The 25,371-nt window shown below is 50.5% G+C and carries 4 protein-coding genes and 1 tRNA gene; 1 reads left to right on the forward strand and 4 read right to left on the reverse strand.

The window, feature by feature from the left end; translation table 11 throughout:
• Positions 1 to 414: 414 nt before the first annotated feature.
• The 3 genes from ACJJIL_RS20765 to rnr form a co-directional block, all read right to left on the reverse strand.
• Positions 415 to 2,358 (reverse strand): RCC1 domain-containing protein, encoded by a 1,944-nt coding sequence (locus ACJJIL_RS20765; protein WP_445360668.1) that lies wholly within the window; start codon positions 2,356 to 2,358, stop codon positions 415 to 417.
• Positions 2,359 to 3,126: 768 nt separating this feature from the next.
• Positions 3,127 to 3,882, reverse strand: a complete 756-nt coding sequence (gene rlmB, locus ACJJIL_RS20770; RefSeq protein ID WP_444914946.1) for a 23S rRNA (guanosine(2251)-2'-O)-methyltransferase RlmB — start codon at positions 3,880 to 3,882, stop codon at positions 3,127 to 3,129.
• Between the two features lie 12 nt (positions 3,883 to 3,894).
• On the reverse strand, positions 3,895 to 6,633 hold the full coding sequence (gene rnr / locus ACJJIL_RS20775) for a ribonuclease R (RefSeq protein WP_445360669.1): 2,739 nt from the start codon (positions 6,631 to 6,633) through the stop codon (positions 3,895 to 3,897).
• Positions 6,634 to 6,876: 243 nt separating this feature from the next.
• Here rnr and ACJJIL_RS20780 point away from each other — a divergent pair.
• A tRNA-Leu gene (locus ACJJIL_RS20780) sits at positions 6,877 to 6,963 on the forward strand.
• 164 nt (positions 6,964 to 7,127) lie between these two features.
• Here ACJJIL_RS20780 and ACJJIL_RS20785 read toward each other — a convergent pair.
• A complete protein-coding gene (locus ACJJIL_RS20785; protein ID WP_445360670.1) occupies positions 7,128 to 25,328 on the reverse strand; it encodes a filamentous hemagglutinin N-terminal domain-containing protein in 18,201 nt (6,066 codons plus the stop codon).
• Positions 25,329 to 25,371 lie beyond the last annotated feature (43 nt).

Raw genomic sequence — 25,371 nt, forward strand, 5'->3', positions numbered from 1 at the left:
TCAATTGACTAAAGGAAACCGAAATTTCATAAGTCACCCAAAAGATCTATTTTCCTGGCTACCACTGCTACCACTGCTACCACTTATCATGAGCATAGAAAAATCTGGGGGAGGTAGATGGAATATTGTTAGATTGACTGCTTGCTTTTTGGCTTTGCGAGCACAGGCTTTAAAAAGAATAACCCCACAAATAACTGTGAAACTATTCTATTGACTGAAGGTTGAAAAAATGAATGGCCTGCACAAATATATTTGCCAGTCTTAACAAGGCCAAAACCAAGTGAGCCGACAACCAAGACTTGCTTTGATTATCGGCTCAAGATTTACCTACGCTGCAGTATCCACCAGGTCAACAAGTGATATTTCTATCAGCGATAAATAAATAGTCTCAGTTCTTGGCTACTTACTTACCACTTAATAAAAGTCGATATCACTGCTATCACCGCCATTAAGCTCATCGCCCCAGGTTACGACAGACTTATCGTCTTTTAGCGCCACAAAGGCTCCATCACCACGGTGGGGCCAGAAACTAGTATAATCTTCTATCAGTGCAAAAACTGTTAATACACCACTCTCCAGTTGGTCACTAACGCTACTGCTATCAGTGCTGTCCCCTCCCCAAGTAATTAAAGACCCACTCGTGGTTAATGCTGTAAAGCCCTCATTAAGGGAGTAGATCGCTTCTACATTGCCAGTTAACTCAGAATTGACCTCGCTACTATCGCCGCCAAATTCACTATTTCCCCAAGTGACAACAGAGCCATCAGATTTAATAGCGGCAAAAGCACGGCAAGCTGCAATAATTGTATCTACACCGCCCGCGAGCAGACCACTCACAGCGCTACTATCACCACCGTAATTTGCATCACCCCAGGTAACAACCGAACCATCAGATTTCAGGGCTGCAAAAGCTCCACAATTTCCAAAGACCTCCAAAACACCGCTGGAGATTTCCGCACTAACCGCACTGCTATCCCCCCCCTCGGTGCTACTTCCCCAAGTCACAACAGACTCATCTGACTTAAGTGCGGCAAAAGCAACTCGTGCTGAAAAAACAGTCTCCACATCACTGGAAATTTCCGTACTCACCGCGCTACTATCCCCACCACCCCAAGTCACAACCGAACTATCGGACTTTAGTGCTGCAAAAGCGCCGCTTATTGAAAAAACAGTTACCACATCACTGGATATTTCTGCACTTACAGCACTGCTATCACCACCGCTATTGGCATCTCCCCACGTTACAAGAGAGCCATCAGATTTAAGCGCAGTAAAGGCTCTTTTAGATCCATAAACTTCCTCAACTTCACTGGCTAACTGAGCACTAACGCCACTGCTATCGCCACCGTAAGAACTATCCCCCCAAGTCACAACAGATCCATCAGACTTCAATGCAGCAAATGCCTTTGCGCCTGGATAAACCTTAACGACATTATTCGCCAAGTCTGCACTCACGGAGCTACTGTCTCCACCATAAGAAGACCCTCCCCAAACAATAACAGAACCATCGGCCTTTAATGCCGCAAAAGCACCTTCTGTAGTAAAAATCTCTACTACATCGCCAGTTAAACTGGCACTCACGTCACTAAAATAAACACCAGCACCAAAAAAATCATCAGGCCATGAAACCACCGAGCCATTATTTTTTAAAGCTGCATAACCGAATGCTGTGGAAACAATCTCACGTACATAGACAAGGTGCTCAATCTCCAGGTCCGCAGTCTCACCTTCAAAGGAAGCGCTCAGAGTCGCTGAGCCACTCTGCAGGACGGTGATAAGGCCAAGCTCTACCGTTGCCAAACTGGTATCACTGATCGACCACTCGGCCTCTTCAGTAACATCCACTGAGGTGTCATCATCATAGTTAGCCGTGAGGTAGTATTGATCAAAATTAGAGGCATCCCTATCCAACTGCAGACCCTGCAGCATTGGAGCCAACTCAACATCAACCTGCGCATCAACCCCCTCATAAGAGGCACTCAAAGTGAATGAACCACTATGCAATGGAGTAAGCAGCCCTGCCTCAACCGTTGCCAGGCTATCGTCACTCACAGACCAGTCCGCATCCCCAGTAACATCGACAGAAGAGTCATCACTGTAATAGGCCGTTAAGAAATACTGGTATTCATTGGTGCTATCTTGTTCCAGCCCTACACTTTCCAGCGTAATAGGAGTAGGAACAGGTTCTGCCGTGTCGTTATCGTTATTACTACTGCTACCCCCTCCGCTACAAGCACTGAGCAGGCCAATAGTGAGCGTGAATAACCCGAAACGTAAAATGTGCAAAATGTGCAAATGCCAAGATTGATATTGGCCTGTAACTCCATTCATATAAACCCCCTCCAGTAAAGCCGACATGATAAAAAGCCAAGTGCCATATAGCAATTCAAAAGACCTTCAAATTACAAATATTTCAACCGGCTCCAAATCTATAAAGGTATTAAAATACGACTCACCAATGAATAAGGCCTAATATTGTTATTTAAATAAAAACGAACAAAAACATTTAGATACATGAGTACCAACTAAAAGAAGCCCGATCTAAAACTCGGCGAAGCTATACTTAGCTTTGCAATCAGCAGACACCCTTAAATCCACTTTTGAATTTATAGCTCTGCTAGGGATTTTTATCATCAGCAATTGCAACATATCCAATTACTTATATTTAAACTCTCATCGTTCTAAACACTACAAAAGAACGGTTACCTTACAAGACCGATAAAACTTAAATGATCATTCGCGCCAGCAGATCAAGTGGGCTTTAGATCCAATTATTTAGAAAACACTTCCGCATTTTAACGGCAATAAGTTAACTGTAACTGGCTTTATGGTTGCTTTGATTAAACAAAGCCATCGAATTTGAGAATAAACCAAAACCCGATGATCCACACTAAAACCATATTATTACTGCAGATTAAAAATATAGCGGAAGCTATTATCGCAGCAATGTTGCAAAAACCTTGCTTTTTGCAATTCGATTTAGTGCCAGGAAGAATTAGGGGAATTTATCGATAGCTCGCCAAAGGCTTTCTGGAAATAACGTTAAGGATATAATGAATATTATAAGCACCGACCTGTACGCCCAGAGATAAATTCTCCCCAGCCAGTACAGGTCATACCGGCCCCTTAACCGTTGCGCTGGCGCACGGCCTCAAACAGGCAAACACCCGTGGCAACAGAAACATTTAAGCTGCTTACCTCTCCCGCCATGGGAATTTTGATCAGATGATCGCAATGTTCCCTAGTCAGGCGACGCAAGCCGCTGCCCTCGGCACCCATAACCAGCGCCAGGGGGCCAGTTAATTGGCTTTGGTATACATCCTGTGTCGCCTCACCGGCTGCACCATATATCCACACTCCCGCCTGTTGCAGCTGCTGCAGTGCGCGAGCCAGGTTAGTCACGGTAACAAAGGGCAATACTTCAGCAGCGCCACAGGCCACTTTGCGAGCTGTTGGCGTCAGTCCGGCAGATTTGTCTTTTGGTGCAATCACTGCATGGACTCCGGCAGCCTCGGCCGAGCGCAGGCAGGCTCCCAGATTGTGGGGGTCCGTGACGCCATCCAGCACCAATAAGAAAGGCACTTCGCCGCGCTGATCCAGTTGTTTTAGCAGGTCGAACAGGAACTTTTCATCGTGTACCTTTGTTTTGCCAGAACAGATGGCAACAACACCCTGGTGGTTAGCACCATCCTCAACCTTTTCATCCAGCGCTCTCCGGTCAATAAAGCGCACGGCAATATCATTTTTTTCCGCCTGCTGGATTATTTTTTGCAGGCGCTGATCCTTGCGGCCACGCAGTAACAGAAGCTCCGATACATTCTGCGGAGAACCTTTTAGAAGGGCCTGCACCGCGTGCAGGCCATAGATAACTTCCTGACTCAATTTATTCCTCGATCACTTTTTCTTTTTACTGCTAGAAGAAACCTTTTTCTTCTTTTTTAATTTACCCGAACGGGTTTTGGTCTTTTCAGCCTTTTGCGCGGCTTTACGAGCCGCCACTGCAGGCCGCTTTCCGCCCTTGCGTGTCGGGGTACGCTTTTTAATCTTGCGTTTGGGTTGGGTATCATCACTTTGCCCGCCTTCACCTCGCCTATTGAGCAGCTCTTTTTCCGGTTTTGCTACAGGGGCTTCAACACTGGTCTCTACTGGCACAGCCTCATCTGAGCCTACCTTGCGCTTGCGGAAAGGCGAGGGCTTGGCTGTGGTCTCGGTATGCTTGGCCCAGGGGTTAGCACTGGTATTGCTGGGCTTTTCTTTTTTATCGCGGCCCCGGCGCTCGCGCTCCAACTGATGTTCTACTGCCATTTCCATTGCCCGGGCACTCACCCGCGTACTCTCTTTCTTTTTCTTCGACTCACGCTTGGCGCGTGGGACCAGTTCATTCAAGGTGAAATCCACCTTGCGCTCTTCGAGATCCACCCGTGCAACCTGCACGGTGACAGAGTCACCCAAATGGTAACGCTTGCCACTGCGCTCCCCGATAAGACGCTGGTGCGCCTGCTCAAAGCGGTAATAGTCTTTGGGTAGGGCGGTGACATGAATCAGCCCCTCCACGTAGAGATCATCCAACTCCACAAATAATCCAAAGCCGGTTACCGCACTGATAACACCGGAATAGGTTTCACCCACATGATCCTGCAGGTATTCACATTTTAGCCAGCTGAGCACATCCCGGGTCGCATCATCGGCGCGCCGCTCGGTCAGGGAACACTGCTCCCCAAGTTGCAACATGGCCGGCATGTCGTAGGGCAAAATCTGCTCGCGAGCTATCGGTTTGGCACCGGGCACCGAGTGAACTTTTTTTACCACCGCAGCTTGGTTGGCGCTGCCGTTGCGTATCAACCAGCGCAACGCCCGGTGCAGGAGCAAATCCGGATAGCGGCGAATCGGGGAGGTGAAATGGGCATAGGCCGGGTAATCCAAACCGAAGTGTCCGCGATTCTCCGGCTGGTAAACCGCTTGGTTCATAGAGCGCAACAGCATCACCTGAATAATATGCGCATCTGCACGACCCTCGATCTGCTCCATCAGGTCCTGGAAATCTTTGGGCTGTGGCTCACCACCACCGGGAAGGCGCAGCCCCAATTCACCCAGGTACTCGCGCAAATTACTGAGCTTTTCCTCTTTGGGTGCATCGTGCACCCGGTAGAGTGCGGGCAGTTCCGATAGCTCCATCAGACTCGCCGCGCAGACATTGGCCGCGAGCATACACTCTTCGATCAGCTTGTGAGCATCGTTGCGCACCACCGGGATAATCCGCTCAATTTTTCGCTGGGCGTCAAATATTATCCGGGTCTCAGTCGTTTCAAAATCAATAGCACCCCGGCGCTCCCGCGCTTCGCGCAACGCCTGGTAAAGATCGTGGAGGTTGTCCAGGTGTGGGGTAAGGGTCGCAAATTGCTTGCGGGCACCACTGTCGCGGTTATCCCGCTCATCGAGTATTTGCCCTACCTGGGTGTAAGTCAGGCGCGCGTGGCTGCGCATAACCGCCTCAAAGAAACGATAGTCCTGAATTTCACCGCTTCGGTTGATGTGCATTTCGCACACCATACACAGCCGATCAACATCGGGGTTTAGGGAGCAAAGGCCGTTGGACAATTTCTCCGGCAACATGGGTACAACGAAATCCGGAAAATAAACCGAGTTTCCACGGCCGTGCGCTTCCTCATCCAACGCACTACCCGGACGTACATAGTGGGAAACGTCGGCAATGGCTACCAGCAATTTCCAATTGCCATCGGGTAAAAGTTCGCAATAGACCGCATCATCAAAATCCCGCGCGTCTTCACCATCAATAGTAACCAGCGGCAGCTGGCGAAGATCCACCCGGGATTTTTTGTGATCCTCAAGCACTTCATCGGCGATTTCATTGACCTCCGCCGTCAGTGCACTGGGCCAGGTGTGGGGAATTCCGTAGTTGCGAATAGCAACATCGATCTCCATACCCGGTGCAAGATGATCACCGAGAATTTCGCTGACCTCACCTTGCGGCACTTTATCCCGGCCCGGTTGGGTAACTATTTTTACTACAACATACTGGCCGTGATCAGCTCCGGCGGTGTCCTCAGAGGCCACCATAATATCCAGGTTAATGCGCGGATTATCCGGGCGCACAAAACAAATGCCGTTTTCCCGGTACAAACGCCCGGCCAGCTGCTCGGTATTGTGCTTGATCACCCTGACAACAGCGCCCTCGCGTTTACCGCGAAAACCTCCGGGGGTTTCCCGCACTAAAACTTCATCACCATCAAAGACTTTGCGCATCTGTCGATGGGATAAAAATAGATCGGTGCCACCATCACTGGGGATAACAAAACCAAAGCCATCCCGGTGCCCCATAACCCGGCCGCGTATCAGGCTCATTTTATCCAGTACACCAAAATCACCGGCGCGGTTACTTGCAATCTGCCCATCCCGGGACATGGCGATCAAACGGCGCCTTACCCCTTCGCGACGATCCTCATCGGTTATTTCCAGTAAATCGGCCACCGCTTCCCAGGGCACAGGTTCCGCCTGATTCTCAAGAACTTGTAACAAGTACTCCCGACTGGGCACGGGCTTTTCATATTTCTCCGCCTCGCGCTGGGCATGAGGGTCAATATTGAAGGGGTCTGAGGTATTTTTTTGAGTCAAAACAGCATCCGTTGTTGGGCAGTTGCCAAGTTTGGCAACCTCCGGAGATTATCCGGCCATAAAGAAAGGCGGCGTTGGTGGTGGATTTCTGGTCAATAATTCGCCGCTATTGCACGCATTATAAGCGATTTCGCCAATTTTCCCGACCTAAGAAAAAAATGATGAAAAAAGCGCAACGCAGCCGTTGACACAGGGGGGGCAGATCTCTATAGTTCGCGTCCTCAACGGAGCACACGTTGATTTGCCCAGGTGGCGGAATTGGTAGACGCGCTAGCTTCAGGTGCTAGTGACCTAACGGTCGTGGAGGTTCAAGTCCTCTCCTGGGCACCAATTCCAAAAAGGCTGACTCGCAAGAGTCGGCCTTTTTTCGTTTGGGTGATTTAATTTTCCAGCCCTCGCTTTTAACTCTTTCCTTCTAAAACCCAGCCAAAAAAATTCCGGACATAAAAAAAGCCGGCCCCTAAAGACCGGCTTTTTTGCAAAGCGAGTTTACTTCAGTGCCCTGCACTACCTCCATTAAACTCCCCAAGATCTACAGTAATGTCGCTGGGCGCATCGCTGGTGCCCAGTTCGAGTTCAGCGTCAAACTTAGGTGCAGCTTCAACCTCCTCAGCAGCTGAAGCTACAGCCGGGCTCAATTCCCCGGACCTGAGACGCATCTCAGGGGAGTTCACCGCATCGACGCCACTACTGTAGGGCTTCACAGCGCTAAAGATCGCGGGGTCCACATGGCTGAAATCCTCTACCGCATTTTGAACTGCTGACTTGAGGCCCTGGGATGCCTGGGCACCGGCAACTGACTGCAGCTCGTCACCAGTGCTGGTAACCGTCGGGATCTGGCCAATAAAATCAGGCTCATAGTAACTGACGGAATAGATATCCACTGTATTGGTGACATCCATGCGGAGAGGGTTAGTCGCCTCACCAATAATGGTCCACAACTCAGTTTCCGTTCCCAAGGTCACAGCGGATGCTGTGATATGGGTATCTCCATAAGTTTCAGCAGTCAGGGTGCCAAAGCTGGAGCTGGCCAGGGAAACTGTGCCCCGCCCTGCATCGATCTCATCGATAACGAGATCCCCTGCAGCCTGCACACTGATATTGATATCCGCACCCGAGGTGGCAACAGCCAAGACACTCACATCTGTCTCAATATCTACATCGCCACCAACAACCAGTTCGGCACGATCAGCGGTCAGGCTGCCACCGATAGTATCTGTTGAGCTGCTGGTAACATAAATATCGCCCTCGCCATCGTAGCCCAACCGCATATCGCTGAACTGGAGCCCGGCACCATTTTTATTGAAGCTTTCAGATCTACTTCCACCATCTTCAAAATCAAATGCCAGATCGGTCAGGACGGTAATACTGTCAGAGGTGTTGTCCAGATATTCGAAACCAGCAAAACTGAAGTTACCTACCTGATTGCCACTGCTATAAAGCTCCCAGGTCGCACCGGACAAGTTGTATTGGAAATCATCAGATCCGCCACCACCAGCAAGCTCTACCTCCTGGCCAATATCAGTTTCTACCGTCAAGAAATCATTGCCAGCACCAAGGGAAATACTGTCAATCACAGTGCCAGAGAAGGTGACGGTATCGCTGCCAGCTCCAGTATCAATCCCTGCGAGCTCACCACCATTTAAATTAAACTCGTCAGCACCTGAACCGGCAGTAATAGACTCGATACCAGTAATCGTGAGTGATGCTCCACCACTGGAAACAGTGTGTTCAGAGTCATTGATATCCCAGACAGCATCAATATCTGCACCATAAACGGTATCTGTGCCAGAACCCGCAGCAACACTATCCAGGTCGGCAAAGGTGACTCCGCCAATCGTCATGGTATCCAGAGCACTAAACTCATATTCACCATCGATATCCTGGCCAGTATAACTTCCCGCCCCCTCTACGAGTTCGAGGTTATCAAAGTAGACGGTCAGGCCATTAACTTCAGCCTCCACACTGCCTTCAACAAGGGAGTTACCGGAGCTGGTGGAGGTCCAGGTAGCTCCATCTGCACTGACCGTGTCGCTACCACCTGCGCCATCCACAGTTTCCAGCCCACTGAAGTCGATGCCTGCAACGCTGATATCGCCATCGGAGTTGAGGGTAAAGTTATCGTCACTGTCTGTAGCCACCAAGGTGTCATTACTGCCCGAAGTATTCACTTCTTCAAGGCCAGTAAAACTGATACCTGCCGTTGCTAATGCCTGGTCACCCTGCAATTCGAACTGAGCAGAATCATGGGTGTTTGTCAGGATAGAAGTGACCGCACTGGAAATGCTATAGAAAGACAGTGAGCCGGCATCTACTTGATTATCAGCGCCAGTTAAAGAAAGCCCATCGCTGTAGGCACTGGCATCCAAGCTGTCGTCACCGCCATTACCATCGACTGCAGACATGCCGGATACGGTCATGCCGTAAACTTCCACATCTGCATCAGACTGCAGCACAAATGCGTCATCGCCAGTTGTAGCAACCAAATCGGCATTTACGGCAGTAAGGTTCTCGATATTGCTAAAAGTGATACTGCTGTTAACAGCCTCGTTGTCAGCTCCCGTCAGGCTCCAATCAGCACCATCTGCACCGGTAGCAGTATCATTACCATCTAGAGCATTAATAGTGCTCAATCCGGTAAAGGCGATATCGTAGCTGGTCGCTGCATTATCCCCGTCTACAGTAAAGCTATCCGCTCCACTAGTGCCTGTTAACGCCGAAGTTACAGCGCTGACGATGCCATCAAAAGTCAGGCTACCCGCCGTTACTTGATTGTCAGTGCCGGTGAGTGTCAGGCCATCACTATAAGCGCTGGCATCCAGGCTATCATTACCACCCTGGCCATAGACTGCCGACATACCTGAGACCGTCATACTGTAGACGTCAATGTCTCCAGTCGATTGCAGAGCAAAGGCATCAGCACCGCTGCTTCCCAGCAGGTCGGCATTGGTAGCAATAAGTGTATCTACGCTGCCAAAAGTAATTCCACTATTCGTTGCCTCATAATCATTACCGGTCAGGGTCCAATCGGCACCATCAGCTCCTGTCACAGTATCTGTACCACCAGCTGCATCAATGCTGCTCACGCCAGTGAAGGCGATGTCATAGATGGTAGTAGCGTTATCGCTATCTACGGTGAAATTATCCGAACCACTAGTTGCAGTTAACGTTGAGCTCTCTGCACTGAAGATACTATTGAATATCAGGGCACCAGATTCTGCGGTAACCTGGTTATCTGTTCCTGTCAGGGCTAAGCCATCACTGTAAGCACTGGCATCCAGGCTGTCATTACCGCCATTGCCCTCGACCGAAGACATGCCAGAAACTGTTATGCCATAAGCTTCAACATCGGCATCTGGTTGCAGAACAAAGTCATCAGCACCTGTAGTGCCGATCAGATCTGCATTCACGGTGGTGAGGCTATCCACATTGCTAAAGGTGATACCGCTGCCAGTGGCCTGGTTATCCGAGCCCGTTAGAGTCCAATCTTCACCATCAACACCGGTAACACTGTCGGTACCAGTACCGGTATCAATGGTGCTTACTCCGGTAAAGGCAATGTCGTAACTGGTGACGGCATTGTCACCATCCACAGTAATACTATCTGCACCGCTCGTACCGGTCAGTATCGAAGTTACCGCGCTTACAATGCCATCAAAAGTCAGGGAGCCTGCCGCTACTTGATTAGAGGTACCAGTGAGTATCAATCCATCACTGTAGGAGCTGGCGTCTAAACTATCCCCGCCGCCATTACCGTCAACTGCGGACATGCCAGAGAAAATCATATCGTAAACTTCGATATCACCACCGGACTGCAACACGAAGGCATTTGCACTTGTCGTACCGACCAAGTCCGCATTCACAATAGCCAGACTGTCTACATTGCTAAAGGTGATTCCACTGCTCGCAGCCTGATTGTCGGTGCCGCTCAAGGTCCAGTCGGCACCATCTGCGCCTGTCACACTGTCTGTGCCGCCATCTGCATCTAAGGTGCTTACACCGGTAAAGGCAATATCGTAGCTAGAGACAGCATTATCGCCATCCACCGTGAAGCTATCTGCACCACTGGTACCGGTTAGCGATGATGTTACAGCACTCGCAAGACCGCTGAAGACCAGAGAGCCGGCGGTTACCTGGCCGTCGCTGCCTGTCAGTGCTAGCCCGTCGCTATAGGCACTGGCATCCAAGCTGTCATCACCCCCGCTGCCGTCCACGGCAGACATACCGGAGACGGTCATACCGTAAACTTCGATATCGCCAGCGGACTGCAACACAAAGGCGTCAGCATTAGCCGTGCCCACGAGGTCGGCATTTACAGCAGTAATAGTTTCTACACTGCTGAAAGTAATACTGCTGTTAGTGGCCTCATAATCATTGCCAGTTAAAGTCCAATCAGCACCACTTGCACCAGTAACACTGTCTGCCCCCTCTCCCGCATCGATGGTGCTCAGGCCCGTAAAGGCGATGTCATAAACGGTGGCGGCATTAGCGCCATCTACCGTAAAGCTATCTGAGCCACTAGTGGCAGTAAGCGTTGCAGTAACGGCGCTGACAATACCGTCGAAGGTAAGAGCGCCAGACTCTGCGGTAACCTGTTTGCTGGTACCCGTTAGGGTTAATCCATCGCTATAAGCGCTGGCATCCAAGCTGTCATCACCACCATTGCCTTCCACAGCAGACATGCCGGAAACCGTCATGCCATAAACTTCAACATCTGCATCAGACTGCAAAACAAAATCATCGTCACCGGTAGTACCCACCAGATTCGCACTTACGGTGACAAGAGTTTCTGCATCACTAAAGGTGATTCCGCTGCCAATTACTTCATTGTTATTACCGGTTAGAGTCCAGTCAGAACCGCTTGCACCGGTAATGTCATCTGTGCCATTAGCTGCATCGACAGTGCTAACCCCAGTGAAGGCAATGCTGTAGCTGGAGAGCGCATTGTCTCCATTCACTACAAAGCTATCAGCACTGCTGGTGCCTGTTAATGCTGAAGTAACAGCACTACTGATGCCATCAAAGGTCAGGGTGCCAGACTCTACAGAGACTTGATTATTTGTACCTGTTAGAGCCAAGCCATCGCTGTAGGCGCTGGCATCCAGGCTGTCAGTACCGCCATTGCCATCAACAGAAGACATGCCGGATATGGTCATACTGTAGATTTCAACATCGGCATCAGATTGCAGAATAAAGGCGTCGGCACCGCTCGTCCCGATCAAACCTGCATTGGTAGCAGTTAGAGCCTCCACACTACTGAATGTAATACCGCTGCCTGTCGCTTCATAATCCGCGCCAGTCAGAGTCCAGTCTTCTCCGTCAGCACCAATAACACTGTCTGCATCATCACCTGCATCGACCGTACTAACACCGGTGAAAGCAATCTCATAACTGGTAACTTCGTTATCACCATCAACGGTAAAGCTATCCGCACTGCTGGTACCGGTTAGAACGGAGGTTATGGCACTGGTAATATCGTTGAAGGTCAGGCTGCCAGATTCAGCGGTCACCTGATTATCGGTTCCCGTCAGGGCCAGGCCAGCACTGTAAGCACTGGCATCCAGGCTGTCAGTGCCGCCGTTGCCTTCAACAGCAGACATGCCAGAGATGGTCATGTTGTAGATGGCAACATCGGCGTCAGATTGCAGCACAAAGGCATCGTTACCGCTCGTGCCGACCAGGTCTGCATTGACCGCCGTTAGGATTTCTACACTGCTAAAAGTAATGCCGTTGTTGGTGGCTTCGTAATCATTGCCGGTTAAGGTCCAGTCTTCACCATCGGCTCCAGTAACACTGTCATCACCACCTCGCCCATCCACACTGCTGATTCTGCTAAATTCAATTTCATTCGCAGTCAGCTCATTGGCACCGGTAACTTCAAACGAGTCATCACCGGCAGAAGCTCGAAGGCGACCTCCACTCGCGCTGTCGATATTGCTGAACAGAATTGAGCTGGTTGAGGCTTGGTTATCTATGCCGGTGAGGGTAACAACATCAATAGCCGTTACGCTGTCAGTGCCATTACCCGCATCGACCGTAGTAACGCCGGTGAAGGCAATATCATAACTGGTAACTTCGTTATCTCCATCGACGGTAAAGCTGTCCGCACCGCTGGTACCAGTTAAAGTGGAGGTTATTGCGCTGGCAATATCATTAAATGTCAGACTGCCGGATTCGGCCGTTACCTGGTTATCTGTCCCCGTTAGGGCCAGGCCATCGCTGTAAGCGCTGGCGTCCAGGCTGTCAGTACCGCCATTACCGTGTACCGACGACATACCGGAAATCGTCATGCTATAGACTTCAATATCGGCATCAGACTGCAATACAAATTCATCTGCACCGGTGCTACCTAAAAGGTCTGCATTGGTAGCAGCAATGACATCCACATTATTGAAAGTAATACTGCTATTCGTTGCCTCATTATCTGTACCGGTCAGGGTCCAGCTAGCACTATCTGCGCCAGTTACGCTATCAGTGCTATTTCCAGCATCAACTGTGCTAACACCGGTGAAGGCAATTTCATAACTGGTAACTGCGTTATCACCATTCACCGTGAAGCTATCCGCACTGCTGGTACCGGTAAGAACGGAGGTTATGGCGCTGGTAATATCGTTGAAGGTCAGGTTGCCAGATTCAGCGGTCACCTGATTATCGGTTCCTGTCAGGGCCAGGCCATCGCTGTAAGCGCTGGCATCCAGGCTGTCAGTGCCGCCGTTGCCTTCAACAGCAGACATGCCGGAGACGGTCATGTTGTAGATGGCAACGTCTGCGTCAGATTGCAGTACAAAGGCATCGTTACCCGTTGTGCCGATCAAGTCGGCGTTGGTGGCAGTCAGAGTCTCAACACGGCTAAAGGTCATACCGCCGGCGGTGGCTTGGTAATCCGTGCCGGTCAGGGTCCAGTCTTCGCCATTGGCACCGGTAACACTGTCACTATCGCCGTCACCGTCGACAGTGCTCACACTGGTAAAGGCGATGTCATAGCTGGTTACGGCATTGTCGCCATTCACAACAAAGCTATCCGCACCGCTACTACCGGTCAGCGTGGAGGTTACCGCGCTCACAATACCGTCAAACGTCAAAGTACCGGATTCAGCCGTCACTTGGTTGTCAGTACCAGTCAGGGCCAGGCCATCGCCGTAGGCGCTGGCATCCAAGCTGTCATCTCCGCCATTGCCATCGACTGCAGACATTCCAGAAATGGTCATGTCATAGACTTCAACACCTGCATCGGCTTGCAGTACGAAGTCATCGTCACCGGTTGTACCGACCAAGTCGCCACTCACTACGGTGATCGCCTCGATCTCACTAAACGTAATACTGCTGCTGGTCGCTTCTTCGCTAGTTCCAGTCAGGGTCCAATCTGCGCCGCTGGCACCGGTAACACTATCTGCACCGCTACCTGCATCGACCGTACTAACACCGGTGAAAGCAATTTCATAACTGGTAACTTCGTTATCACCATTTACCGTGAAGCTATCCGCATTGCTGGTACCGGTTAGAACGGAGGTTATGGCGCTGGTAATATCGTTGAAGGTCAGGCTGCCAGATTCTGCGGTCACCTGATTATCGGTTCCTGTCAGGGACAGGCCAGCACTGTAAGCACTGGCATCCAGGCTGTCAGTACCACCGTTGCCTTCTACCGCTGACATGCCGGAGATGGTCATGTTGTAGATGGCAACATCGGCGTCAGACTCCAGTACAAAGGCGTCCGCACCGGTCGTGCCGATCAAATCTGCATTAACTGCAGTTAGGAATTCTACATTGCTAAAAGTGATGCCATTGTTTGTGGCTTCGTAATTAGTGCCGGTTAAGGTCCAGTCTTCTCCATCGGCACCGGTAACGCTGTCGTCACCGCCCCGCGCATCCACACTGCTGATACTGCTAAATGCGATTTCATTCGCTGTCAGTGCATTGGCACCGGTAACTTCAAACGAGTCATTACCGGAGGAAGCTTGCAGGCTGCCCCCACTGACGTTATCGATATTGCTAAACAGAATTGAGTTCGTAGAGGCTTGGTTATCTACCCCGGTGAGGGTGACAACACTAAGAGCCGTTACGCTGTCGGTGCCGTTACCGCCATCAACCGTACTAACACCGGTGAAAGCAATGTCATAACTGGTAACTTCGTTATCACCATTTACCGTGAAGCTATCCGCACTGCTGGTACCGGTAAGAACGGAGGTTATGGCGCTGGTAATATCGTTGAAGGTCAGATTGCCGGATTCAGCGGTCACCTGATTATCGGTTCCCGTTAGGGCCAAACCATCGCTGTAAGCACTGGCATCCAGGCTGTCAGTGCCGCCGTTACCTTCGACCGCTGACATACCGGAGACGGTCATGTTGTAGATGGCAACATCGGCGTCAGATTGCAGCACAAAGGCATCATTACCCGTTGTGCCGATCAAGTCGGCGTTGGTGGCAGTCAGAGTCTCAACACGGCTAAAGGTCATACCGCCGGCGGTGGCTTGGTAATCCGTGCCGGTCAGGGTCCAGTCTTCGCCATTGGCACCGGTAACACTGTCACTATCGCCGTCACCGTCGACAGTGCTCACACTGGTAAAGGCGATGTCATAGCTGGTTACGGCATTGTCGCCATTCACAACAAAGCTATCCGCACCGCTACTACCGGTCAGCGTGGAGGTTACCGCGCTCACAATACCGTCAAACGTCAAAGTACCGGATTCAGCCGTCACTTGGTTGTCAGTACCAGTCAGGGCCAGGCCATCGCCGTAGGCGCTGGCATCCAAGCTGTCATCTCCGCCATTGCCATCGACTGCAGACATTCCAGAAATGGTCATGTCATAGACTTCAACACCTGCATCGGCTTGCAGTACGAAGTCATCGTCACCGGTTGTACCGACCAAGTCGCCACTCACTACGGTGATCGCCTCGATCTCACTAAACGTAATACTGCTGCTGGTCGCTTCTTCGCTAGTTCCAGTCAGGGTCCAATCTGCGCCGCTGGCACCGGTAACACTATCTGCACCGCTACCTGCATCGACCGTACTAACACCGGTGAAAGCAATTTCATAACTGGTAACTTCGTTATCACCATTTACCGTGAAGCTATCCGCATTGCTGGTACCGGTTAGAACGGAGGTTATGGCGCTGGTAATATCGTTGAAGGTCAGGCTGCCAGATTCTGCGGTCACCTGATTATCGGTTCCTGTCAGGGACAGGCCAGCACTGTAAGCACTGGCATCCAGGCTGTCAGTACCACCGTTGCCTTCTACCGCTGACATGCCGGAGATGGTCATGTTGTAGATGGCAACATCGGCGTCAGACTCCAGTACAAAGGCGTCCGCACCGGTCGTGCCGATCAAATCTGCATTAACTGCAGTTAGGAATTCTACATTGCTAAAAGTGATGCCATTGTTTGTGGCTTCGTAATTAGTGCCGGTTAAGGTCCAGTCTTCTCCATCGGCACCGGTAACGCTGTCGTCACCGCCCCGCGCATCCACACTGCTGATACTGCTAAATGCGATTTCATTCGCTGTCAGTGCATTGGCACCGGTAACTTCAAACGAGTCATTACCGGAGGAAGCTTGCAGGCTGCCCCCACTGACGTTATCGATATTGCTAAACAGAATTGAGTTCGTAGAGGCTTGGTTATCTACCCCGGTGAGGGTGACAACACTAAGAGCCGTTACGCTGTCGGTGCCGTTACCGCCATCAACCGTACTAACACCGGTGAAAGCAATGTCATAACTGGTAACTTCGTTATCACCATTCACCGTGAAGCTATCCGCACTGCTGGTACCGGTAAGAACGGAGGTTATGGCGCTGGTAATATCGTTGAAGGTCAGATTGCCGGATTCAGCGGTCACCTGATTATCGGTTCCTGTCAGGGCCAGGCCAGCACTGTAAGCACTGGCATCCAGGCTGTCAGTGCCGCCATTACCTTCAACAGCTGACATGCCGGAAATGGTCATGTTGTAGATGGCAACATCGGCGTCAGATTGCAGCACAAAAGCATCGTTACCACTGGTGCCGATCAGATCTGCATTAACCGCCGCTAGGGTTTCTACACTACTAAAAGTGATGCCATTGTTCGTGGCTTCGTAATTAGTGCCGGTTAAGGTCCAGTCTTCTCCATCGGCACCAGTAACGCTATCCGTACCACCCTTAGCGTCGATATCACCGGAAAAGCCGCTGAAGCTAATACTGTTGGCAGTCACACTGGTGCTGCTGGTTACCACAAAGGTGTCTGTATTATCAGAGCCTTCCAGACTGCCGCCGGTCACGCTATCGATATTACTGAAGGCGATTGAGTTGGTTGTGGCTTCGTTATCCGTACCGGTCAAGGTCACAACACTCTGTGCAGCAACACTGCCACCGCCAGAACCTGCATCCACTGTATTCACACCGGTGAAGGCAATCTCATAACTGGTAACTTCGTTATCACCATCAACGGTAAAGCTATCCGCACTACTGGTACCGGTTAGAACGGAGGTTATGGCGCTGGTAATATCGTTGAAGGTCAGATTGCCAGATTCAGCGGTCACCTGATTATCGGTTCCCGTCAGGGCCAGGCCGGCACTGTAAGCACTGGCATCCACTTTGTCAGTGCCACCGTTGCCTTCTACCGCTGACATACCAGAAATGGTCATGTTGTAGATGGCAACACCAGCGTCAGATTGCAGCACAAAGGTATCAGCACCGGTCGTGCCGATCAGGTCTGCATTCACCGCCGTTAGGAATTCTACATTGTTAAAGGTAATGCCATTGTTCGTGGCTTCGTAATTGTTGCCGGTTAAGGTCCAGTCTTCCCCATCGGCACCGGTAACGCTGTCGTCACCGCCCCGCGCATCCACGCTGCTGATACTGCTAAATGCGATTTCATTCGCTGTCAGTGCATTGGCACCGGTAACTTCAAACGAGTCATTACCGGAGGAAGCTTGCAGGCTGCCCCCACTGACACTATCGATATTGCTAAACAGAATTGAGTTCGTTGAGGCTTGGTTATCTACGCCGGTGAGGGTGACAACACTAAGGGCCGTTACGCTGTCGGTGCCGTTACCGCCATCGACCGTACTAACACCGGTGAAGGCAATGTCATAACTGGTAACTTCGTTATCACCATTCACCGTGAAGCTATCCGCGCCGCTGGTACCAGTTAAAGTGGAGGTTACTGCGCTGGCAATATCATTGAAGGTCAGGTTGCCGGTTTCAGCGGTCACCTGATTGTCGGTTCCCGTTAGGGCCAAACCATCGCTGTAAGCGCTGGCATCCAGGCTGTCAGTGCCGCCATTACCTTCAACAGCTGACATGCCGGAGATGGTCATGTTGTAGATGGCAACGTCTGCGTCAGATTGCAGTACAAAGGCATCATTACCCGTTGTGCCGATCAAGTCGGCGTTGGTGGCAGTCAGAGCCTCAACACGGTTAAAGGTCATACCGCTGGCGGTGGCTTGGTAATCCGTGCCGGTCAGGGTCCAGTCTTCGCCATTGGCACCGGTAACACTGTCACTATCCCCGTCACCGTCGACAGTACTCACACTGGTAAAGGCGATGTCATAGCTGGTTACGGCGTTGTCGCCATTCACAACAAAGCTATCCGCACCGCTACTACCGGTCAGCGTGGAGGTTACCGCGCTCACAATACCGTCAAACGTCAAAGTACCGGATTCAGCCGTCACTTGGTTGTCAGTACCAGTCAGGGCCAGGCCATCGCCGTAGGCGCTGGCATCCAAGCTGTCATCTCCGCCATTGCCATCGACTGCAGACATTCCAGAAATGGTCATGTCATAGACTTCAACACCTGCATCGGCTTGCAGTACGAAGTCATCGTCACCGGTTGTACCGACCAAGTCGCCACTCACTACGGTGATCGCCTCGATCTCACTAAACGTAATACTGCTGCTGGTCGCTTCTTCGCTAGTTCCAGTCAGGGTCCAATCTGCGCCGGTGGCACCGGTAACGCTATCTGCACCGTTACCGCCATCGACCGTACTAATACCGGTGAAAGCAATTTCATAACTGGTAACTTCGTTATCACCATCAACCGTGAAGCTATCCGCGCCACTGGTACCAGTTAAAGTGGAGGCTACTGCGCTGGTAATATCATTGAAGGTCAGGTTACCGGTTTCAGCGGTCACCTGGTTGTCGGTTCCCGTTAGGGCCAAACCATCGCTGTAAGCGCTGGCATCCAGGCTGTCAGTGCCGCCATTACCTTCAACAGCTGACATGCCGGAAATGGTCATGTTGTAGATGGCAACATCGGCGTCAGATTGCAGCACAAAAGCATCGTTACCACTGGTGCCGATCAGATCTGCATTGACCGCCGCTAGGGTTTCTACATTGCTAAAAGTGATGCCATTATTCGTGGCTTCGTAATTAGTGCCGGTTAAAGCCCAATCTTCACCATCGGCACCAGTGACGCTATCCGTACCACCTTTAGCGTCGATATCACCGGAAAAACCGCTGAAGCCGATGCTGTTGGCAGTCACACTGGTGCTGCTGGTTACCACAAAGGTGTCTGTATTATCAGAGCCTTCCAGACTGCCGCCGGTCACGCTATCGATATTACTGAAGGCAATTGAGTTGGTTGTGGCTTCGTTATCCGTGCCGGTCAAGGTCACAACACTCTGTGCAGCAACACTGCCACCGCCAGAACCTGCATCCACTGTATCCACACCAGTGAAAGCAATCTCATAACTGGTAACTTCGTTATCACCATCAACGGTAAAGCTATCCGCACTACTGGTACCGGTTAGAACGGAGGTTATGGCGCTGGTAATATCGTTGAAGGTCAGATTGCCAGATTCAGCGGTCACCTGATTATCGGTTCCCGTCAGGGCCAGGCCGGCACTGTAAGCACTGGCATCCACTTTGTCAGTGCCACCGTTGCCTTCTACCGCTGACATACCAGAAATGGTCATGTTGTAGATGGCAACACCAGCGTCAGATTGCAGCATAAAGGTATCAGCACCGGTCGTGCCGATCAGGTCTGCATTCACCGCCGTTAGGAATTCTACATTGTTAAAGGTAATGCCATTGTTCGTGGCTTCGTAATTGTTGCCGGTTAAGGTCCAGTCTTCCCCATCGGCACCGGTAACACTGTCGTCACCACCCAACGCATCCACACTGCTGATGCTATTAAATGCGATTTCATTCGCTGTCAGTGCATTGGCACCGGTAACTTCAAACGAGTCATTACCGGAGGAAGCTTGCAGGCTGCCCCCACTGACACTATCGATATTGCTAAACAGAATTGAGTTCGTTGAGGCTTGGTTATCTACGCCGGTGAGGGTGACAACACTAAGGGCCGTTACGCTGTCGGTGCCGTTACCGCCATCGACCGTACTAACACCGGTGAAGGCAATGTCATAACTGGTAACTTCGTTATCACCATTCACCGTGAAGCTATCCGCGCCGCTGGTACCGGTAAGAACGGAGGTTATGGCGCTGGCAATATCGTTAAAGGTCAAATCGCCGGATTCAGCCGTTACCTGGTTGTCGGTTCCTGTCAAGGCCAGGCCATCGCTGTAAGCTCTGGCATCCAAGCTGTCAGTGCCGCCATTACCTTCAACCGCTGACATGCCGGAAATGGTCATGTTGTAGATGGCAACATCGGCGTCAGACTCCAGTACAAAGGCGTCCGCACCAGTCGTGCCGATCAAATTTGCATTAACTGCGGTTAGGAGTTCTACATTGCTAAAAGTGATGCCATTATTCGTGGCTTCGTAATTAGTGCCGGTTAAAGCCCAATCTTCACCATCGGCACCAGTAACGCTATCCGTACCACCTTTAGCGTCGATATCACCGGAAAAGCCGCTGAAGCTGATGCTGTTGGCAGTCACACTGGTGCTGCTGGTTACCACAAAGGTGTCTGTATTATCAGAGCCTTCCAGACTGCCGCCAGTCACGCTATCGATATTACTGAAGGCGATTGAGTTGGATGTGGCTTCGTTATCCGTACCGGTCAAGGTCACAACACTCTGTGCAGCAACACTGCCACCGCCAGAACCTGCATCCACTGTATTCACACCAGTGAAGGCAATCTCATAACTGGTAACTTCGTTATCACCATTAATGGTAAAGCTATCCGCACTGGTGGTGCCGGTTAGAACGGAGGTTATGGCGCTGGTAATATCGTTAAAGGTCAGATTGCCAGATTCAGCGGTCACCTGATTATCGGTTCCCGTCAGGGCCAGGCCAGCACTGTAAGCACTGGCATCCACTTTATCAGTGCCACCGTTGCCTTCTACCGCTGACATGCCAGAGATCGTCATGTTGTAGATGGCAATGTCTGCGCCAGATTGCAGCACAAAAGCATCGTTACCCGTTGTGCCGATCAAGTCGGCGTTGGTGGCAGTCAGAGCCTCAACACGGCTAAAGGTCATACCGCTGGCGGTGGCTTGGTAATCTGTGCCGGTCAGGGTCCAGTCTTCGCCATCGGCACCGGTAACACTGTCACTATCGCCGTCACCGTCGACAGTGCTCACACTGGTAAAGGCGATGTCATAGCTGGTTACAGCATTGTCACCATTCACAACAAAGCTATCCGCACCGCTACTACCGGTCAGCGCGGAGGTTACCGCGCTCACAATACCGTCAAACGTCAAAGTACCGGATTCAGCCGTCACTTGGTTGTTAGTACCTGTCAGGGCCAGGCCATCGCCGTAGGCGCTGGCATCCAAGCTGTCAACTCCGCCATTGCCATCGACTGCAGACATCCCGGAAATGATCATGTCATAGACTTCAACATCTGCATCGGCGTGCAGTACGAAGTCATCGACACCGGTTGTCCCAACCAAGTCGCCACTAACTACGGTGATCTCTTCGGCCGCACTAAAAGTAATACCGCTACTGGTCGCTTCTTCGTTAGTTCCGGTCAGGGTCCAATCTGCGCCGCTGGCACCGGTAACGCTATCTTCACCGTTACCTGCATCGACCGTACTAACACCGGTGAAAGCAATCTCATAACTGGTAACTCCGTTATCACCATTAACGGTAAAGCTATCCGCACTGCTGGTACCAGCTAAAGTGGAGGTTACTGCGCTGGCAATATCATCGAAGGTCAGGTTGCCAGATTCAGCGGTCACCTGATTATCGATTCCTGTCAGGGCCAGGCCATCGCCGTAAGCGCTGGCATCCAGGCTGTCAGTGCCGCCACTGCCTTTAACAGCAGACATTCCGGAGAAAGTCATCTCATAGACTTTGACATCCGCATCGAACAACAACTCAAAAGAATCATCACTGGACGTACCAACCAGGTTCGCATTAACGGCTGTAAGCTCTTCTACATTGCTAAAAGTAATGCCGTAATTTTCAGCTTCGTTGTTGTTACCGGTTAAGGTCCAGTTCTCACCATTGGCTCCAGTAACACTATCCTTATCATCGCTACCTCCGGCATCAATAGTGCTGTTAAATCCTGTAACACTGATTGCATTGGCGGTAAGACCAGTATCAGAGACCACAAAAGTGTCATCAGTCGCTGAGCCTACAAGGCTAAAGCTACCACCGTCATCGCTGGCATAATTGATAATCTCTATTTCACTGAAATTAATATCAGAAGAAGTTGCTTCGTAATCAGTACCGGTTAGAGTCACACTATCAATAACGGATACAGTATCATCACCGGAGTCTGCGATTACTGTGTCCACCTCACTAAAACTGATACCCGACTCAGCGTGATCTAGAGCTTTCGTGCCGGTAATTGTGAAGGTATCTGTGTTACTGCGCCCGGTTAATGTAGCGGCTTTCGCAGTAGCGATATCCAGGAAAATCAGTGAGTCGGCTTTGACTCTCCCGCTTACATTAGTAAGTGTCAGACCATTTGTATAATCACTAGCATCCAGGTTATCAGCACCATTGACAGCATCATCCGGATTGCCAACTACTCTGGTCATACCTGAGAAAGTTAGGTTATTAACTTCAATATCACCGTCAGAATTTAAGACATAGCTTTCTGCATTATCGGTGCCTTCTAAGTCAACATTGCCATTATTTCCAGATACATTTACATAAATCTTTTCTATATCAGTAAAAGTAATACCGCTACTTATAACTTCACTGGTGTTGGTGGTTAATTCCCAATTTGCATCGCTCTCACCAGTAACACTATCACTTCCACCGGCATCTTTAATTATGCTTACACCTGTAAAATCGATATCGTAACTAGTGACAGCCTCGGTGCCAGTTACAGTCAAGATATCATCACCGGTACTACCAGTTACCTCTGTACTTTCTGCAGTATCAATATTATTAAAAGTCAGGGCGCCAGATTCAGCGGTAACTTGTTTATCTGTTCCAGTAAGGGCCAAACCATCGCTATAGGCACTGGCATTTAGATGGTCGCCTGTACCCCCACTGCCAATATCACTGCCATTGCCATCCACCGCTGACATGCCGGAGAAGGTTATTTTGTTAACTAGGACATCTGCATCGGACAACAACTCGAAAGAATCATCACCGGTCGTACCAACCAGATTCGCATTAACCGCTGTGAGTACATCTACATTACTAAAAGTAATGCCACTATTTTCAGCTTCGTAATCATTTCCGGTAAGTGTCCAATCCTGACCATCAGCCCCGGTGACAGTATCTGTACCATCTTTCGCATCAATATCACCGGTGAGGCTGCTAAAGCTAATGCCGTTGGCTGTTACACTGGTGCCACTAATCACCTCAAACGTATCTGCATTATCAGAGCCCTCCAGACTACCGCCTGTAACGCTACTGATATTACTAAAGTCAATTGAACTGGTTTCAGCTTCGTTATCGATTCCATTTAAAATCGTTGTGCTGACTGCGGCAATACTATTGTTTCCACCTCCCAGGTCTACCTCTTCAATACCCGAGAAGGAAAGAGTACCGAGCGTAAAACTGTTATCTCCAGTAATGCTTATTGCATCATCATCATCTGAAAATAAAAAAGAGTCTGCATCACTGCTGCCTGTAATAGTGCCGGAATTTCTTACGGTAAGGTCACCCAGGGTATTTGCTGTTGCATCAGACCCGGTAGAAGACACAGAGTCATAACCTACCGTTAAATTAAAGTCATAAACATTAATTGAGCCTGAATTAGTAAACGCTCCGCCGGCCTTAATAACCAAGTTACTACTATTGAGGCCACTACTACTACCAGTGGCCTCAATAGTGACATCCGAACTGACTGTCACATCACTATAAGAAGTTAGCGTGAGTGTTCTATCCTCGCTCCAGCTAATACTTTCGTTAATGAAGATACCGTAGCCATCATCCCTCGTATCTCCTGTATCTTCTACATGAACTGCAAAATCACCACTCTCTAGCGCAGTTTCGATTGTTCCGGATGTAATACAGTTGGATAAACCAGTACAGTCATCCAATATATCCATCCAACCCGGATCCAACAGCCAAAGGCCTGCCTCCCCATCCCTGTGGTTCAGAGTGGAGACAAACAAGTTGTCTTCATCCAGATTCAGGTAAATCTTGCCGGAAGTTTCTACCAACCCCCCATCACCGCCGTCTTCCCCCGACTCAGCGAAAATCGTTCCTCCAAAATTGGTGGTGTCATCGGCCCAAACAATAACGGTGCCGCCATCAGCATCGCCAATACCACTGGCATCAATAGTGGCCTCCGCCGTAACCGTGGTGGTTTCGGCATTGCGAATATCCTCGTTACTCCCCCGGTAGTCACCGCCAATAAGGACTTCGCCACCGGAGGAAGTGCCGCGGGCATCAATATTCCCGCTGACAACAACTTCATCACCCAAAACAGCAACGTAACCGCCACTGCCAGAGTCAGCTGCTACTGAAATACCTCCGCTGTGCTCGGCAAAATCGCCCTCCAGGACAACCTCACCACCAACACTGTCGGATGCATCCAGAGTTCCGCTATTCACAACTCCGGAGCCCGAGCCAAACAGGCGGATTTTGCCCCCGCTGGTATCAATACCACGTGCGGTTACAGTGCCTTCATTGTTTACTGCGGCAGTAAACAGGTCACCGGAAACGCTGGCTTCCATTAAAACCTGAGCGCCTTCGATGGCCCCTTCATTTAATACAGCACTATCTAGGCCGAGGTCATTTTCCATAACCTCTTTAGTGACCTTGACGCCGATCATTCCATCGGCATCAAAAGTTAATAAAGCTTCATCGGCTGCCGCCAGGCTGACAAGTTCAGCGCTGATCAAGCCGGTAGAGGCATTTGTAACCTGCTTACCTACCAGAACCGCGCTGGATGCATTAATCACACCTCGGTTAACAACAACACCAGAAGAACCCGACTCACCCTTAAAGGCAAAATCACCATTCATAAAGTCTTCTGGACTCATATCGAGTCCAGAAGCTGTTATGGCGCCGACATTAACCGTGGCTGTCTCAGTAAAAAGAACTCCTCGCGGGTTCACCAGGATAACGTGGCCATTGGCTTCTATCGCACCTTGGATGGTGGTGACATCCTGGTCCAGGATTCGGTTAAGCACGATAGAAGACGAGTCTGGCTGTAGGAATTGGACCAGCTCTTCTTCACTTAAATTAAAAGAATCCCAGTCGATTGATAACAGGTCTGTTACCTGGTCGACTGTGGTTGTAGCCCCGTCGACATCAATAGTGCCGCTACCGCCGGTTACCACTCCGCCTTCAGGTCCAGCATGAACCATGGGACTAATCAGCCCTGCAAACAGGCCGGCATAGGCAAAACTTGACACCTTAATGGCACTTGCTAATTTTCTTAACTCAAGCTTTTTGTTTTTGGCTTTCATACCAGCACCTTGCGAAGAGGAACCTTGCTACTTTTAAGTATTC

It is taken from the genome of Microbulbifer maximicatervae (SeqCode), from assembly GCF_052468095.1.